The sequence below is a fragment of the Acinetobacter sp. YH12137 genome, from assembly GCF_013418535.1.
In the GTDB taxonomy this organism is placed as follows: Bacteria; Pseudomonadota; Gammaproteobacteria; order Pseudomonadales; family Moraxellaceae; genus Acinetobacter.
In genome coordinates this window covers 106,847-123,038 of the sequence record NZ_VPBW01000008.1, presented here as the reverse complement: position 1 = coordinate 123,038, position 16,192 = coordinate 106,847, and the positions used below count along the sequence as shown (strand labels likewise).

16 protein-coding genes are annotated in these 16,192 nt (G+C 42.0%); 7 read left to right on the top strand and 9 right to left on the bottom strand.

The genetic code is table 11. The features are described 5' to 3' along the window. Positions 1 to 157 precede the first annotated feature (157 nt). Positions 158 to 688, top strand: coding sequence for a gamma carbonic anhydrase family protein (locus tag FTU72_RS06580; protein WP_180052580.1), 531 nt, complete (start codon positions 158 to 160; stop codon positions 686 to 688). Positions 689 to 727: 39 nt separating this feature from the next. On the opposite strand, the gene FTU72_RS06575 is transcribed toward FTU72_RS06580, so the two are convergent. Next, positions 728 to 1,243, bottom strand: coding sequence for a DUF1543 domain-containing protein (locus FTU72_RS06575; RefSeq protein ID WP_180052579.1), 516 nt, complete (start codon positions 1,241 to 1,243; stop codon positions 728 to 730). Between the two features lie 359 nt (positions 1,244 to 1,602). On the opposite strand from FTU72_RS06575, the gene FTU72_RS06570 reads away from it, so the two are divergent. Continuing rightward, entirely contained in the window at positions 1,603 to 3,192 is a 1,590-nt protein-coding gene (locus FTU72_RS06570) for an ATP-binding cassette domain-containing protein (protein WP_180052578.1), read from the top strand. 56 nt (positions 3,193 to 3,248) lie between these two features. On the opposite strand, the gene FTU72_RS06565 is transcribed toward FTU72_RS06570, so the two are convergent. Then, positions 3,249 to 5,183, bottom strand: coding sequence for an acyltransferase family protein (locus FTU72_RS06565; protein WP_180052577.1), 1,935 nt, complete (start codon positions 5,181 to 5,183; stop codon positions 3,249 to 3,251). A gap of 271 nt (positions 5,184 to 5,454) precedes the next feature. Between FTU72_RS06565 and FTU72_RS06560 the strand changes: the two genes are divergently transcribed. The 5 genes from FTU72_RS06560 to FTU72_RS06540 all read left to right on the top strand — a co-directional run bounded on the left by FTU72_RS06560 (position 5,455) and on the right by FTU72_RS06540 (position 9,996). Next, a complete protein-coding gene (locus FTU72_RS06560; protein ID WP_180052576.1) occupies positions 5,455 to 5,940 on the top strand; it encodes an NUDIX hydrolase in 486 nt (161 codons plus the stop codon). A gap of 4 nt (positions 5,941 to 5,944) precedes the next feature. Beyond that, complete coding sequence (mnmA, locus tag FTU72_RS06555) at positions 5,945 to 7,084, top strand: tRNA 2-thiouridine(34) synthase MnmA (protein WP_180052575.1); 1,140 nt, start codon at positions 5,945 to 5,947, stop codon at positions 7,082 to 7,084. Positions 7,085 to 7,091: 7 nt separating this feature from the next. Beyond that, positions 7,092 to 7,823 carry a high frequency lysogenization protein HflD gene (gene hflD, locus FTU72_RS06550; protein ID WP_004782648.1) on the top strand — a complete coding sequence of 244 codons (732 nt, stop codon included), beginning with the start codon at positions 7,092 to 7,094 and terminating at the stop codon, positions 7,821 to 7,823. 57 nt (positions 7,824 to 7,880) lie between these two features. Then, positions 7,881 to 9,269 (top strand): adenylosuccinate lyase, encoded by a 1,389-nt coding sequence (purB, locus tag FTU72_RS06545; protein ID WP_034703634.1) that lies wholly within the window; start codon positions 7,881 to 7,883, stop codon positions 9,267 to 9,269. A 91-nt stretch (positions 9,270 to 9,360) separates the two neighbouring features. Next, complete coding sequence (locus tag FTU72_RS06540) at positions 9,361 to 9,996, top strand: DUF2238 domain-containing protein (RefSeq protein WP_125278405.1); 636 nt, start codon at positions 9,361 to 9,363, stop codon at positions 9,994 to 9,996. Between the two features lie 59 nt (positions 9,997 to 10,055). Here FTU72_RS06540 and FTU72_RS06535 read toward each other — a convergent pair whose 3' ends face one another. From FTU72_RS06535 to pstC, 7 genes are all read right to left on the bottom strand, one after another. Beyond that, the gene (locus FTU72_RS06535) at positions 10,056 to 10,295 is read right to left on the bottom strand and encodes a hypothetical protein (protein ID WP_159123128.1); all 240 of its coding nucleotides are present in this window, start codon (positions 10,293 to 10,295) and stop codon (positions 10,056 to 10,058) included. A 62-nt stretch (positions 10,296 to 10,357) separates the two neighbouring features. Then, entirely contained in the window at positions 10,358 to 10,780 is a 423-nt protein-coding gene (locus FTU72_RS06530; RefSeq protein WP_180052574.1) for a hypothetical protein, read from the bottom strand. A gap of 108 nt (positions 10,781 to 10,888) precedes the next feature. Then, a complete protein-coding gene (gene sohB / locus FTU72_RS06525; RefSeq protein WP_180052573.1) occupies positions 10,889 to 11,851 on the bottom strand; it encodes a protease SohB in 963 nt (320 codons plus the stop codon). A 138-nt stretch (positions 11,852 to 11,989) separates the two neighbouring features. Then, positions 11,990 to 12,232 carry a hypothetical protein gene (locus tag FTU72_RS06520; protein ID WP_180052572.1) on the bottom strand — a complete coding sequence of 81 codons (243 nt, stop codon included), beginning with the start codon at positions 12,230 to 12,232 and terminating at the stop codon, positions 11,990 to 11,992. A 205-nt stretch (positions 12,233 to 12,437) separates the two neighbouring features. Continuing rightward, entirely contained in the window at positions 12,438 to 13,355 is a 918-nt protein-coding gene (pstB, locus tag FTU72_RS06515; RefSeq protein ID WP_218947509.1) for a phosphate ABC transporter ATP-binding protein PstB, read from the bottom strand. Between the two features lie 13 nt (positions 13,356 to 13,368). Continuing rightward, positions 13,369 to 14,760, bottom strand: a complete 1,392-nt coding sequence (gene pstA / locus FTU72_RS06510; protein WP_180052571.1) for a phosphate ABC transporter permease PstA — start codon at positions 14,758 to 14,760, stop codon at positions 13,369 to 13,371. Beyond that, positions 14,760 to 16,139: a phosphate ABC transporter permease subunit PstC gene (gene pstC, locus FTU72_RS06505; protein ID WP_180052570.1), complete on the bottom strand. Its 1,380-nt coding sequence runs from the start codon at positions 16,137 to 16,139 to the stop codon at positions 14,760 to 14,762. The genes pstA and pstC overlap by 1 nt, the downstream gene beginning before the upstream one ends. Positions 16,140 to 16,192 lie beyond the last annotated feature (53 nt).

The window sequence follows — 16,192 nt, the reverse complement described above, 5'->3', positions numbered from 1 at the left end:
GAGAAAGCCCATATAAATGGGTAATGTACAAGTTGCTGTAGAAGCATGTTTAATTCGTCTGATCACAGATACTTTATAAAGTATTTTAATACTTTTTTGAATCCGTCAATGCGTAAGTCCTATTATAATGCTTATAAACTTTCAGGATGATACTGACATGAGCCAAAACATTCGCCCTTATCTGGATACTCGCCCGCAAGTCGCTGACTCTTGTTATATCGATCCGATGGCGGTGGTCGTAGGTGATGTCGTTTTAGGCGAAAATGTATCTGTGTGGCCTTTTGCCGTAATTCGTGGTGATGTGAATCATATTCGTATTGGCAAGAACTCGAATGTACAGGATCATTCTATGTTGCATGTGAGTCATAAAAAGGCGGATAAACCTGAAGGTTCACCACTGATTATTGGTGAAGATGTAACAATTGGTCATCATGTAAAATTACATGGCTGTACCATTGGTAATCGTGTTTTAGTGGGTATCGGTACAATTATTCTCGATGATGTAATCGTTGAAGATGATGTGATGATTGGAGCAGGTTCACTGGTACCACCGAATAAGGTGTTAGAAAGTGGGTACTTGTATGTAGGCAGTCCAGTCAAAAAAGCGCGTCCACTGACTGAAAAGGAAATAGCTTTCTTGCCTTATTCAGCACAAAACTATGTAAAAGTCTCAGGTAACTACAAATAAATCGACAAACTAAGGCTACTTTATGTAGCCTTATTTAAATCAAGGAATAACCACATAATCATTCTTAAAACTATTGGCTTCAAAGTCTCCCTCTACCAGACGCACAAATTTCTGGTCAATCTTGTTCAGTTCTAAGCAATCATCTACATCAATCACGGCATCGGTATGAGGTTTAAACCAGGTCTTTTCAATGGCCAGCTTGCCTTGCGCTTTAGCTTCAGTTTTATTTTTAGCAGCAACTACCAGATATTTATGGATTTCACCAAACTGATCTGGCACATAAGCACCTAGATTGATCAGGAATAATTTTAAATCCTGTTTTACACGTGTGTCCGTCACCTGAACCTGATAATTCAGATCCTGATAGCTAACACCATTGATCGTCATCCAACCATCGACATGCAGGCCTTTTTGCACACCAAACCATTGTTCCTTCAGATATGGAAAAGCTGTCTTAATATCTGAACTAATGACCGGAACTACATCATGTACTTCTACATTGGCTTTTTCATGCTTGCCGCCCAATAAAGTAATGTAGAGCTTGAGTTCAGACATAAAAAAATCCTTTAAAAGCAAAATAGAGAGACTTTAGCCGCATAGTGTAAATGAAACTTACTCGTTCAACTTCAAGTCAATCATCTCATATTTTTAAAAACCTGAAATTTACTTAAATCAGCATCAACATATTGGATAAAAGATCCTAATCTGATCTATTTTTAAGCAAGCTTATTTGTATTAAAATAAGGTCCAAATTCCCCTTCTCTTATAAGTGAGTCACGCCAATGAAGTAAGTCTATTTTTCTCATCAACGATTATTTTTAGATTGATGTGCAAAATAGATTGTCTGGCTTGATCTTTCTTCTAGAAAAAAATCCCTTGTTTATTTTGTGCATCCTGTATTTATGAGGTTATTTATGACTCAGCAGGCATGTGTAATATCCAGTCTGACTTTAGAATTCCCTTCCAAAGTCATATTTCAGAATTTAAATTTTACCCTTCCTAAAGCTCAGGTCAGCGCTTTAATTGGCCGTAATGGACAAGGTAAGTCTTTGCTCATGCAGCTTTTGTATCAGGCTCAGCATTCTTCTCCACATTGCTCAGGCCAAGTTTCCTGGCAAATGCATCATGCCTATCTACCACAATTGCATCGGTTAAAGGCAGCCACAATTGCTGAAGCACTCGAAGTAAGTCAATTACATCGTGCTTTTAAAAATGTTGAACATGGTACAGCCAGTTTCGAGGATTATGAGCTACTTGAGGATAGTTGGCACTTGCCGCATGAATGGCAGCAACTGTTGAGCTCAGCACAATTACCCACCGATCTGGACTTTCCTGTGCAATATTTGAGTGAGGGCCAAAAGACCAAACTTGCTTTATGTAGCTTGTTCTTAAAGCCTGAATATTATTTATTGCTGGATGAGCCAAGCAACCATCTGGATCGTGAAGCACGGACATGGTTAATAGAGCATTTAAACTTACATCCTGCTGGTGCATTGATCATTAGTCATGACCGGACTTTGCTAGATCAGGTTGATCATATTTATTATTTAAATGAGCATGGATTACAGCACTCTACAGGAAACTATGCGGAGTTTTTTGAACAGTATCAGAAAAATGTCACTTCACTCGAACAGTCAATTCAGCAGAGTCAGCGTGATATTAAACAGATGAAGCACAAGCAGCATGACGTTTTAATGAAAGCACAAAAGCGGGAACGTGCCGGAAACAAATTACGTGATTCGAATTCCCAAGCCAAAGTGCTTTTAGACTTTAAAAAAGAACAGGCTGGTCAAAGTATAGGTAAAGTTCAGGCACAGCACCAACGGCAAATTTCCAATGAACAATCTGAGTTAAAATTTCAAAAGCAGCAACTCGAAAAGATAAAACCTCAGCTATTTCAATTTCCAGACCTTAAACCACAGTCTGGTGAAATTCTGCGGGTTAAAGAGTTAAAGCTTCCTTTTGGTACTCCACAGCCTGTGAATCTTGCTTTAAGTGCAGCTGAAAAGATCCATATTATAGGCCGAAACGGAATTGGTAAATCCACTTTGCTGAAACTGGTCGCCCAACAAAAGCAGCAACCTCTAGATCAAATCTTTCTGGCACGAAGCTGTTTTTATCTGGATCAAAATTTTAGTTTTCTCAATGAGGCACTAAGTGCGATTGAAAATTTAAGGCAGATGAATCCTGATATTCCGGAAGTGGAATGGCGTAATCTGTTGGGCCAACTCAGAATTCGTGGTGATAAAGGTACTTATCCTTTGTCTCAGTTAAGTGGTGGTGAAAAGCTGAAAGTGGCGTTATTAGGTCTTAGCCAGGTCTCTCCTCAACCCGAACTTTTATTATTGGATGAGCCAGAAAATCATCTGGATATTGAGTCTAAAGCTTTGTTGGCAAGTGCAATTCGATCTTATACAGGCGCTGTGATTTTAGTTTCACACGATGAACAGTTTGTGCGTGATTGCGGGATCACTGAAGTATTCAATATGAATGATTTTAATTAAACTTATATACGTAAAAGCCACCTCAACAGGTGGCTGATCAATCTCAGGAAATAAACTTATTGATTTGTAGTCACACTCTGAGAATATAAATTTAATAAATATTTTGACAGTATGGTATTCCCCACAAATAGAGAGCCTGATTCACTTAGGTGTCCATAATCCACCTGAAGCAGGTCTTCTCCTTGAGCTGCACGAATCCGACATTTGTATTGCTGCTGAACATCATCTTTTTTACATAAATGATCAATGAGGGATATATAAGTAATCCCCTGAGGATATTGTAATTTTTTCATTTTCTCGTCTACCTGAACTGCTCTTAAATCCAGTCCGGCATCAAATATAAAATCTTCAGTACTATTCCAGTTTTTCGGTTTCACCATCACTTTAGGAAGTGAAGGTTTCCATTGCGAAATTGGCCCCACAATGACGATATTGGATACGCCAAGCTGAAGTAAACTTTTCCCGATGTTTTCCCAATTGGTTTCGTCGTGCTTCAAGGCTTGGGTGATGACCACAATTTTGGGCTTAAGTTCTGCGATGCTCTTTAGTGCCAGTTTATTGGAATAATCACAGGCTTCTTTATAAGCCCCTTTATGATAGTTAATCTCGGTCAGCGATGCCCTGCAAATGGAAGAGGTTTTCTGATAAAAAGGGATATCATTGGATTTCAGTAATGTCCTCAGCCCTAAAGAAAGTGCTTCAGCATGAGAATCTCCCCATAAGAACACCCCGCCTTCCTTTTGTTTCGTGATACAGACCGGATCAGGATCATAACTATTATGCTCAGTCAGGCTCACGTAAGTATCACATTTCAGCCAGTACGCCTCCCTTAAATTTTTGAATTTTTCATTATAATAATCTAAGAATTTTGCCTGTTCTGAGGCTGCACCTTGGCGCAGATCTGTATTAAAACCATTAAATATATTTAGAGTAACGCCTAAGCTCATGAGCACTAGAGAAAAATAAAGTGGTTTTATACGATAAATATCTTTCCATTGATGATATGAAGGTAATTTAATCTGCTCAATATACTTATAGCTCAGAAAACCTAACACTATAGAAAGTACTATTCCGGCATACACATAATATTCAGGCAATGAGTAGATATAGATCAGAACCACCAAAGGCCAGTGCCAGAGGTAAATAGAATAAGACCAGGTCCCTAATTTTTGAAACACAATATTATTGGTAATAACGCTGTCATTTCGATGTGACTGAATCATCAGAAAAGTGCCGATAACAGGAAAAACTGCCAGATAGCCAGGCCACAAATCTTCTGCTGAAATGAAGAAATAAGACCCCAGTATAAGTGCCAATCCCGTTCCTTCCAGCAACCTTTTCTTATTTTCCTGCAAGGTCAAAGGGTAAAGATAAGCAATTCCCCCGATCATCATTTCCCAGGCTCTGGTAGGTAACAGGAAATAAGCCGGGTTTGGCCATTTATAGGTAGCGATTATTGATAGGATGAATCCTAAAATTGTTCCTGCCAGCAGCATAAATTTCATGGTCTGGATGGACATGAACTTGCGCATGGCAATGAGAACGAGCGGATAAATCATATAGAATTGCCATTCGACGGAAAGTGACCAGGTATGTAATAACCACTTTTCGTGAGTGCCTGCCTCAAAATAACCGGATTCCTTCCAGTAACTGATATTGGATAAAAAAGTCATGCTACTCGCTGCATGCTTACCCAATAACTTGTAATCAAAAGGTGTCAGATAAAACCAGCCAAAAATCATTAATACCAGACACAGCGCGGCCAAAGCCGGAATAATCCGATTCGCACGAGCCACATAAAATTTCAGAATAGAAAATTTTTCATGTTCTAAATCTTTAAATATGATTCCAGTCATTAAAAAGCCTGAAATCACAAAGAAGACATCTACTCCAACAAAACCGCCAGGTATCCAGGCCGCATTAAAATGAAATAGCATGACTGCAATCACGGCAATTGCTCTGAGGCCATTAATGTCTGTTCTGAATTTCATTGGAATCCTGTCCTATAAAGCCTGTTATTTATTTTAATTGTTATAAAATACTGCTAATTTTTATTAAATTTTATTTTAAATCAAATTCTTATATTAAAGCGTAGAATGCAAATATTACTGTTTTAGTATTTTATGTACTCATTATATTCTACGCTTTCTTTTTCGCCAAATACCTTTCTTGTTAATCATCTAAATTAAAATCCCGAGTATCGACATAGCCACCGCCGCCTAAATTTTGTAGAATACAGTTTTTATTCCATGGTGCTCCTTTATGACCGCTTGGACTGCTCACGTCACTGTTGCAACTGTCGTCGAAAAAAATGGAAAATTCCTGTTCGTTGAAGAACATACTGAAGGTGTCACCCATACCGTATTCAATCAGCCAGCAGGCCATGTGGAGGCAGGTGAAACCATTGTCGAAGCAGCTATTCGTGAAACCATGGAAGAAACCGGCTATCAGGTTAATGTCACTGATCTGATCGGCATCTATACCTATACCCCACCGATGTTCCCGGATCGTACCTATTTCCGTTTCTGTTTGAGAGCAGAAGCCATCAGCCATGATGAAAATGCTGAACTGGATACCGGTATTGTGGGTGCAGTCTGGATGACGCTGGATGAACTGGTTGAAACCGCACGTGCTCGCAGCCCATTGGTGATTAAAACCGTGCAGGATGCCCAAGCTGGCAAACACTATCCTTTATCGCTCATTTACGAGCACCAAAATTCTCCCTTAATTTCAAATTTGGATGCCTAATCCTATGCAACAACGTGTCATCGTCGGTATGTCTGGTGGTGTAGATTCATCTGTGTCTGCAGCTCTCCTCCTTCAACAGGGTTATCAGGTTGAAGGTCTTTTTATGAAAAACTGGGAAGAAGATGACGGCACAGAATACTGTACGGCAATGGAAGATCTTGCCGATGCACAAGCCGTTTGCGACAAGATCGGGATCAAACTGCATACCGCCAACTTCGCGATGGAATACTGGGATCGCGTGTTCGAGCATTTCCTGGCTGAATATGCTGCTGGCCGTACGCCAAACCCGGATATTTTGTGTAATAAAGAAATTAAATTCCGTGCCTTCCTGGATCATGCGATCAATCTCGGCGCCGACTTTATTGCCACCGGTCACTACTGTCGTCGCGGCGAGACCATGACCAATTCACGTGGTGAGCTATATGCTCAATTACTGCGTGGTTATGACAATAATAAAGACCAGACTTACTTCCTGCATGCGGTTCATGGTCGTGAAATTAATAAGACCCTGTTCCCTGTCGGTGAAATTGAAAAACCACAAGTACGTAAAATTGCAGAAGAATTAGGTCTGGCAACAGCCAAGAAAAAAGATTCTACGGGTATCTGTTTTATTGGGGAACGTCGCTTCAATGACTTCTTGAAGCAATATTTACCGGCTCAACCTGGAAAAATCGTGCTGGAAGATGGCAAAGAGGTTGGTGATCATCACGGCTTAATGTACTATACGCTCGGTCAACGCGGCGGGATCGGTATTGGCGGTATGAAAGGCGCGGAAGAAGGTGCCTGGTTTGTACTGCATAAAGATATCGAAGGTAACCGTCTGGTGGTCGGTCAAGGTCATGAACATCCACTGATGCAAAGTACCATATTGTGGTCTGAAGCGATTGACTGGGTAGCCGGTGAACAGGATATTCCTGAATCAGGTTTCCGCTGTACGGCAAAAACCCGCTACCGTCAGCCTGACCAAGCGTGTACTATTTTCAAGGATCCAGAAACACCAAATGGTGTTCGTGTTGAATTTGATGAGTCGCAACGTGCTGTGACCCCGGGTCAAAGCATTGTATTCTACTCAGGTGAAGTTTGTTTAGGTGGTGGCGTGATTCATCATACCAATGCGCCTAAACCTGATTTTATTAAAGGATGATTTCGGCATGACGGAGTTACCGTTTCAACAAGCCACAACGTTGAATGTTCGTCAAAATCGTGCATTGGCGCTGGCAGGGGTTTTTCAGGCCACCCAGCTGACGCATATGACTGCATTGACGGGACAGCAAAGCATTGGTGAAAGCGGTAATTTCTATTTTGAGCAGTTGATTAAAGCCAGTTTAAATATCCGTCCAAGTGGCAAGTTAAATGCCCAGACCTTAGACTTCTTTAATCAGCTGGCCGATATTTCCCTCGGTTTAAAAACCCTGGAAAGCAGCATTACCCAACCTTTTAATACGTCCCCAAAATCCAGACTTCCAAAACTTTCATCGACCAAACTTCCAATGTCCTATGCCATGGCACTTCTTCAGTTAGAAAAGAAGGTCTATAGTAATCCCAAGTTTGTTGAAATCATCGAACAATCCCAGCAAAAAATCCTCAGACAGCTCTCCTTCTTCGATAACAATTACATGCATCCCAGCATCATTGCCAACCTCGCTCAGACCTATGTCGATACCGCCGGACAGATCAATCCGCGGATCATGGTGCGTGGCAATGCTGAAGCCTTTAAAGATTCCGGTCATACCAACCGCATCCGTGCTTCACTATTTACTGGACTGCAGATGGCGCACTTATGGCGTCAGCTTGGTGGCAGTTCATGGGGCATGATTTTTGGCAAGCGCAAGCTGCTACAGGATATCCAAAATCTCGCGCGCTTACAGTTTCAGGTGATCTAAACCATGTTGTTGTACGCGCACCGTTTTTCGTTTAATTCCAAAATTTAGGGAATCGATATGAACGCTTTAACTGCACTTTCTCCATTAGATGGACGCTACGCTAGCAAATGTGATGCGCTGCGCCCTTTTCTTTCTGAGTTTGGTCTGATCCATGCTCGTGTGACTGTTGAAGTGCGTTGGTTACAAGCGCTTGCCAACCGTCCTGAAATCACTGAAGTGCCAGCTTTCTCATCTGAAACCAATGCTGCACTTGATGCGATTGTTGCAAACTTCTCTGAAGAAGATGCCAACCGCATTAAAGAGATCGAACGTACTACAAACCATGACGTGAAAGCGGTTGAGTATTTCCTGAAAGAAAAAATTGCAGGGATTGAAGAGCTGAAAAATGCGGGTGAATTCATTCACTTTGCATGTACCTCTGAAGACATCAATAACCTGTCTCATGCTTTAATGCTGAAAAATGGCCGTGATGTTTTAATCGCGTCTATGCAACAAATTATCGATTCAATCGTGGCTTTGGCTGAGACTCACGCTGAACAGCCAATGCTGTCTCGTACTCACGGTCAAACTGCCAGCCCAACCACTTTGGGTAAAGAAATGGCGAACGTGGCTTACCGTCTGGCTCGTCAAATCAAACAGTTCAAAAATGTTGAATTGCTGGGCAAAATCAACGGTGCTGTAGGTAACTACAATGCACACTACTCTGCTTACCCAGAAATCAACTGGCCTGCTCACTCACAAGCTTTCGTGGAATCTTTAGGTCTAACTTTCAACCCGTACACCACTCAGATCGAACCGCACGACTATATGGCGGAACTGTTTGATGCACTGCGTCGTTTCAATACCATCCTGATCGACTTTAACCGTGACGTTTGGGGTTATATCTCTCTCGGCTTCTTCAAACAAAAACTGAAAGAAGGCGAAGTGGGTTCTTCTACCATGCCGCATAAAGTGAACCCAATCGACTTTGAAAACTCTGAAGGTAACCTGGGTATTGCAAATGCCGTATTGGCTCACCTGGGCGAAAAACTGCCTGTATCTCGCTGGCAGCGTGACCTGACTGACTCTACTGTGCTTCGTAACATGGGTGTTGGTTTTGCACAAAGCTTGATCGCGTTTGAGGCATGCTTAAAAGGTATCGGTAAACTTGAACTGAATGCTGCTCGTATTCTTGAAGATCTTGACCACGCACAAGAAGTTCTGGCTGAACCAATCCAAACAGTAATGCGTCGTTATAACGTTGAAAAACCATACGAAAAACTGAAAGCACTGACTCGTGGTCAAGCGATGACTCGTGACATGATGGTGAGCTTCGTGAATGGTAATGAGCTTGAAGCAGTTCCTGCTGCAGACCGTGCGCGTCTGGCTGAAATGACCCCTGCAACTTATACAGGTAATGCTGCTGACCAGGCAAAACAAATTAAAGACTTAATTTCTAAAATCTAATTTAGATAATTAAGACCAAAAGCGAGGCTCCGGCTTCGCTTTTTTTATTTATAATTATTTTCAACTTCAAAACAAAACGACAGATAACAAGATGATAGATCATCGATTGAGCGGCAAACATTTGATCAGCCTGGGGGTTTTGGTGGCTGCGATCATTGTTGCCAGCATTCAGCCTCTGGAAATGCAATCCTATTTACTGCATCAGACCGGTACCCTATTTATGATCGGTATGCTGATTTTCTGCCTGTATAAAATCGGACTCAGTTTTCTTAGTTTTAATCTGTATATTCTGTTTTTATTCATCCATATCGTTGCAGCACATTATCTATATTCTTATGTGCCTTATAATGACTGGATTCAGACACTGTTTGGCTTTGACCTAAATGCTCTCATAGGCTGGTCTCGCAACATGTTTGACCGTTTTGTGCATCTGGTTTTTGGCCTGTTGCTCTATCCTGTTTTTTATCGACTGTTTCAGGTCTGGTTACCCCAGCAAAAACCATTCACCATTTTTCTTTTAGTCATTCAATTTGTGATGGCAACCAGTCTGATTTATGAATGGATTGAATGGCTGATCGCCATTGGCTTATCACCTGAACAGGCGGAAAGTTATAACGGCCAGCAAGGTGATATGTGGGATGCCCATAAAGATATATTATTAGCGACAGTTGGGGCGATGTTTACTGGTGGATTGATGTTAATTCCAGCAAATAAAAAAGCCCACTAAAGTGAGCTTTTTTATTTGCTGGAATTAAAGACTTAGATTTTATATTTTCTTATTTTAAATTATGGAAGTGGGCAATATCGCTGCCAATCATCTTTCATTTTTTGCAATTCATTACCCGTCAATATCTCGCTGTAATAAATATAATAGGTGGCATCGGGATATTGAATCTCATGTCTGTACATAATTCCACGTAGAGAAACAGGCAACTCTTCTGGGAAGTCATCCGCTAAATTCAGTTCCTCAAATTCATAGTTAAAATAACAATTTTGGATTGCTAAAAATGCTTCAGCCACGGTCATCTTTCTGCTCTTAATGGAAATATGCTTCATTTTAGCTGATGAGCAGTAACCATGGCTGATATTTATGAAGGTTCAATCCATTTAACCAGCTTAGATTCTGCCAAATGCGGATATTTGAACTTATCTAAATATTCAAAGCAGGCTTTTTGACCTTGAGGAATTTTCTTTAGATGCTTATCAAAAAATAGATGGCGATTATATTGAGCACCATCAAAGCGGATGCTGACACGCTCAAAGTAACCACCACGACGAGCATTGAATTGGTAAAATTGAATCACGCCACAGTCCTTCGAAGGACTAACTGGTGGAGCATCTGGCTTTAAAAATGCGTAAAGTAAAATGATTGAAGTGCCCGGAAGAAAGCTGAGCCAAAATAAAATCTTCTTCGATTCGTCAGTGGTTAATTTCGCTTCAGAATAGAACATACATAGCATCGGAATAAAAATGATACTGAAGAAGCCGAATAGTAAAAGAAACGTGAGCATATAAATAAGAAACCACTATAAGTCAGTTATTTATAGCACAATTGTTTGATTTTAGATCATAAAAAAGCCCACCGAAGTGAGCTCTTAGATTCATAACTGAATAATGAATTAAAGTTTAGGATCGCGCATCTGAACCAGATTTGAATTGGCTTTGGTTAGCGTATCTAGCACTTTATTCATCACCGCTGGGATAAAAGAATCTGCAATTTGTGCTGCTTGCAAACCTAGTTTTTCGCCCAGCGTTGGTTTTTTACGGGTCTGGATTAAATACACATCATGTTGTGGTAATAGGCCTAGCAGATATTCATCGGAAGTTTGCAATTTATCTACCAGATTCAGGTCTAGGGCATCCTGACCATACCAGTGTTCACCCGTTGCCACTTTTTCAACATTTAACTGTGGACGATATTTTTCCACGAAGTGTTTAAACAAGGCATGTGTCTGTTGCAATTCTTCTTCAAACTTGGCTTTGCCCTCTTCGGTATTTTCACCAAACATGGTCACCGTACGTTTGTATTGACCCGCAGTATAAAGTTCAAAATCGATCTTGTTTTCTTTCAGCAGACGGTTAAAGTTCGGCACCTGTGCCACTACCCCAATTGAACCCACAATCGCAAACGGCGCAGAAATCACTTCATTTGCAATACACGCCATCATATAACCGCCACTGGCTGCCACTTTATCGACACAGATGGTCACATGAAAACCCGCTTCACGTAAGCGCACCAGCTGCGCAGCTGCAAGACCATAACCATGTACCATACCACCCGGACTTTCTAAACGTACAATGATACGGTCACGGCCAGCTTTGGCTGTAGATAGAATTAAGGTAATTTCTTCGCGCAGGCTTTCTACTGCAGACGCAGCCATATCACCTTTAAAATCAAGTACATAGATTTTCTGGTTAGTTTTCTTACGCGCACGCGCTTCTTTTGACAATTGTTGGCTCAATTGCAAAAGTTCCAGTTTAGATGAAGTTGTTTGCGCTATTTTTTTTCGTTGCTCATTAATGCGCGCATTCAAATGACTAATACGGATTTCAGCGGGTAATTTGGGGGTATGAAATAACATAAAAATCGGGTCTCAATTATTTATATAGGTTTTATTTTAAGATAAGGTCAAATGAATTTTTTTCAATAGAATATTGTTGTTTAATTGCTGAAACGGAGCAGTATCCATATGGTCTTAGTAAGGCAAAAATAATTCGCACTATAGAAAATTGATGCCATGCTGATAACCTGCCCAGAGAATAACACCCAGCAATACAGCAGAATTCGCATATAAGGCTTTTTCCTGCTTTTTAAAATAGAAATTCAAACTGAGTCCATACAGCAATCCAATCAGTGTATAAAACATGCTGCCGCCTTGTAATTGATGCCACAGACCACCCATGCTTAAACTTAATGCAATCAGCAGCATCAGAAAAACTGACATCTTTTTGAGTGTTTTCATAGCGGATGCAACCTTTTCTTAACATCTATCTTTTGACAGCTCTGCCATGTCAAAGACGGCATATTCTATAAGAATTTAGGGCACAATAGGATTCGGTTTATTTTTCCACATTTCACTGATTCAATTGATATATCTTCTATTCTTTGGTTACTTTTGGATATAAAAAAAAGAGCTTTTTAGCCCTTCTTTCTTGAGATAAAACTTCTTAACCAAAACGCCCTGTAATATAGGCCTCAGTGAGCTGATGATCTGGCTGGGTAAAGACTTTCTCGGTCGAGTTGACTTCGATCAGATCACCTAAATGGAAATAAGCAGTCCGATCAGAGACTCGCGCTGCCTGCTGCATGGAGTGAGTCACAATAGCAATGGTGTATTGGGTTGAAAGCTCGGAGATCAGTTCTTCAACTTTGGCTGTTGCAATCGGATCGAGTGCTGAACAAGGTTCATCCATCAGAATCACTTCAGGAGAAACGGCAATCGTCCGTGCAATACATAAACGCTGCTGCTGACCACCCGACAGCCCCGTACCCGGCTGATTTAAACGGTCTTTGACTTCATCCCACAGCCCTGCCTTACGCAAACTGTTTTCTACAATTTCTTCCAGATCATATTTATCCCGTGCCAGACCATGCAATTTTGGCCCATAAGCGACATTGTCAAAAATCGATTTTGGAAAAGGGTTTGGCTTCTGGAACACCATCCCCACCTGCGCACGCAGCAATACCACATCCAGATTCGTGTCATAAATATCCTGATGATCCAGCAACACCTTACCGGTTACACGACAGCGATCAATCGTGTCATTCATCCGGTTTAAAGTACGCAGGAATGTTGACTTACCACAACCTGAAGGACCGATAAAAGCAATCACTTCATTTTCATAGATGTTCAGATCAATACCTTTAATTGCTTCTGTTTCACCATAGTAAACATGTACATCTGAGGTACTGATTTTGACCTGATCTGACTTTTTCGGTGCTTTGTTTTCAGCCTGAGTATCAAACTGGGTAACAAAAGCAGTCGCCGGCTTTTGGGTCACAGAATCTTGGGTAAATTGTGTATGTTGTGGATTCACAGACGGATCCTTTTCTAAGGCATTTATAGTTGGATTTGCTGTATTCATATTCTGCTCTTCCTTACCAACGGACTTCAAATTTCTTACGTAACCAGATGGCTAAGCTGTTCAGGCTGATCATCATGGCCAGAAGTACAATAATGGCTGCTGCAGTACGTCCTTCGAAGAAGTTACGTAGCTCATTGCCTTGCCACAGGAAAATTTGCACCGGCAATGCTGTGGATTGATCAAATGGTGAAGCCGGTACACTTGCGACAAAAGCACTCATCCCGATCAATAATAGCGGGGCCGTTTCACCCAGTGCTTGTGCCACACCAATAATCGCCCCCGTCAAAATACCTGGTAGTGCAAGCGGTAAAACATGGTGAAATACGGTTTGCAAGCGTGATGCACCTAAGCCTAATGCTGCCTGACGAATGGATGGCGGTACGGCTTTAAGTGATGCACGCGTAGTAATAATCACAGTCGGTAGTGTCATCAAACTTAATACCAGACCACCCACCAACGGTGCTGACAGTGGTAAATGCATCCAGCCAATAAAAATCGCTGCACCGAGTAAACCAAAGACAATGGAAGGAACTGCCGCAAGGTTATTAATATTCACTTCTACGACATCGGTAATCCAGTTCTTCGGCGCAAACTCTTCCAGATAGATAGCCGATGCGACCCCGATCGGAATCGAAATAAAGATCACGATCAGCATCATGAACAATGAGCCCATAAATGCGCCTGCGAGACCTGAGGTAGCAGGTGAACTGCGCGAGTCCGGACTGGTAAAGATATTGGTATTAAAGCTACTTTCTATTATGCCAGAAGCTTTCATATCATCCGCAAGCTGACGGACTTCAAGACTGAGCTGTTGCTGTTCATCGGGCAGATCGCGGTCAATATTGCCAGCCAGCCAGACATCAACATTGGCATCTGCCAGAATTTTTACGTCTTTGGTTTGACCGACCAAAGCCGGATTATTCAGTACCATATCCCGCAGACGATACGCTTCTGAACTGGTATATAAATAGCCCAGTTCATCACGCTGGCTTTCCAGCTTACTGTCTTTGGCAATCATGCCATTTACAATCAAGGCATCCCAGTCAACCAGACCGACCTGCATTTGCCAATCCACCATACGCTGTTCAAATTGTGCCTGGGATTCTCCCGCAGCCTGTTTAGGTTTAGGATTAATATTGACAATGGCTGGATCAAAATGAATCGGCAAGCTGATACTGCTTTGCCAGAATGCCGGCAAACCTTTGCCCAAAATACTGCCGAAAAGAACTACCACAAAGAACAAACCAGCCAATACGGCAGAAAGCCCCATGACACGAAAGGTTTTTTCTTTGCGATGACGTCGTGCCAGAGAGCTTTGAATGGTCTTCCTGCGCTTTTCACGTTGCTCAGCAGCCACAGATGGATCAATAGGCTGATCTACAGGCGTTGTATTTGAAGTACTCATTAGTCGTATTGCTCTCGATATTTACGCACGATGTACAGTGCAACAATGTTCAGCCCTAATGTAATGACAAACAGGGTAAGACCCAACGCAAAAGCCACCAGCGCCTGCGGACTGGCAAAGTCAGTATCACCCGTAAGCTGATTGACGATAGTAATGGTCACTGTTGAGACTGCTTCCAGCGGATTGGCGTGCAGTTGCGGACTGTTTCCTGCTGCGAGTACCACAATCATGGTCTCACCAATGGCCCGCGATGCAGCCAGCAAAAAAGCGCCAATAATGCCGGGTAAAGCGGCTGGTAAGACAACCTGACGAATCGTTTCAGATTTGGTCGCGCCCAGACCTAAAGAACCATCCCTTAAGGCACGTGGGACTTGGGTAATAATGTCGTCTGATAAAGATGACACGAATGGAATAATCATGATGCCCATGACGAAGCCAGCAGTAAGCGCACTGGTGGCATTAATATCAATACTGACCAAAGCACCTAGACTTTTAAGAAATGGCCCCAGAATCATTAAGGCGAAAACACCGTAGACAATCGTTGGAATTCCAGCCAAAACTTCAATGGTCGGCTTTGCCCAAGCTCGGAAGCGTGGTGATGCGTACTCGGCCAGATAAATCGCAATCATCAGTCCTAAGGGGACTGCAACAAGTAATGCAACCCCGCTGACCATCAATGTTCCCCACAGCAATGGCAATAATCCATAACTGCCTTCGGCATGACCCGTGGTGCTAAAACCCGGATCCCATTCGGTGCCAAAGAAGAAATTCAGTGGACTGACAAAGCTGAAGAATCGCATGGCTTCGCCAAACATCGACATCACAATGCCGAGTGTGGTCAGGATGGCTACTCCAGAACACAAGGCCAGCCCGATATTCATGATCTTTTCGACCTGATTCCGTGCACGAAAATTCTGGCTGATCCGTTTTTTTGCCCAGACCAGACTGGCCAAAGCCACAGAAATGACAACTGCCAGTTTGGCAAAAGTACCGATGGTAGAAAATTTAGCTAATTGTTCTGCTGCTGCAAGTTCATAAGCAGCCGGCTGATCACTGACACCGAAACCGGAAGCCAATGCCTGTACACGATCTATGACCACACTCAGACTGGCTTGATCCAGATGAGTCAAAACATCATGAGGTAGGTGTTTAATTACGACCTGTTCCAGCAGGCTAGGTTCAACAATGTTCCATGCCATCAGAATCAAAAATGCAGGAAGTCCACACCACAAAGCTACGAGCGCGCCATAATATCCAGGACGTGAATGTAGCATCGCAGAATTATTGCCCTGACCTGCTAGTTTCCGGCTTTTACTTAATCCGATTTGATAGGCGATGGCAATTAAAGCCAGTAACACACCTATAAGTAGCAGATTCATGTATTCTCCATGGTTCTTTTCAGGATTTTAGTCTGTGAAAAAACTTGCTTGTT

Coding starts and splice junctions, on each gene's coding strand:
- FTU72_RS06560 (WP_180052576.1), top strand. CDS start 5,455: ATGACCGCTTGGACTGCTCACGTCACTGTTGCAACTGTCGTCGAAAAA.
- FTU72_RS06540 (WP_125278405.1), top strand. CDS start 9,361: ATGATAGATCATCGATTGAGCGGCAAACATTTGATCAGCCTGGGGGTT.
- mnmA (WP_180052575.1), top strand. CDS start 5,945: ATGCAACAACGTGTCATCGTCGGTATGTCTGGTGGTGTAGATTCATCT.
- FTU72_RS06575 (WP_180052579.1), bottom strand. CDS start 1,243: ATGTCTGAACTCAAGCTCTACATTACTTTATTGGGCGGCAAGCATGAA.
- purB (WP_034703634.1), top strand. CDS start 7,881: ATGAACGCTTTAACTGCACTTTCTCCATTAGATGGACGCTACGCTAGC.
- FTU72_RS06530 (WP_180052574.1), bottom strand. CDS start 10,780: ATGCTCACGTTTCTTTTACTATTCGGCTTCTTCAGTATCATTTTTATT.
- sohB (WP_180052573.1), bottom strand. CDS start 11,851: ATGTTATTTCATACCCCCAAATTACCCGCTGAAATCCGTATTAGTCAT.
- pstA (WP_180052571.1), bottom strand. CDS start 14,760: ATGAGTACTTCAAATACAACGCCTGTAGATCAGCCTATTGATCCATCT.
- hflD (WP_004782648.1), top strand. CDS start 7,092: ATGACGGAGTTACCGTTTCAACAAGCCACAACGTTGAATGTTCGTCAA.
- pstB (WP_218947509.1), bottom strand. CDS start 13,355: ATGAATACAGCAAATCCAACTATAAATGCCTTAGAAAAGGATCCGTCT.
- FTU72_RS06535 (WP_159123128.1), bottom strand. CDS start 10,295: ATGACCGTGGCTGAAGCATTTTTAGCAATCCAAAATTGTTATTTTAAC.
- FTU72_RS06520 (WP_180052572.1), bottom strand. CDS start 12,232: ATGAAAACACTCAAAAAGATGTCAGTTTTTCTGATGCTGCTGATTGCA.
- FTU72_RS06565 (WP_180052577.1), bottom strand. CDS start 5,183: ATGAAATTCAGAACAGACATTAATGGCCTCAGAGCAATTGCCGTGATT.
- FTU72_RS06570 (WP_180052578.1), top strand. CDS start 1,603: ATGACTCAGCAGGCATGTGTAATATCCAGTCTGACTTTAGAATTCCCT.
- pstC (WP_180052570.1), bottom strand. CDS start 16,139: ATGAATCTGCTACTTATAGGTGTGTTACTGGCTTTAATTGCCATCGCC.
- FTU72_RS06580 (WP_180052580.1), top strand. CDS start 158: ATGAGCCAAAACATTCGCCCTTATCTGGATACTCGCCCGCAAGTCGCT.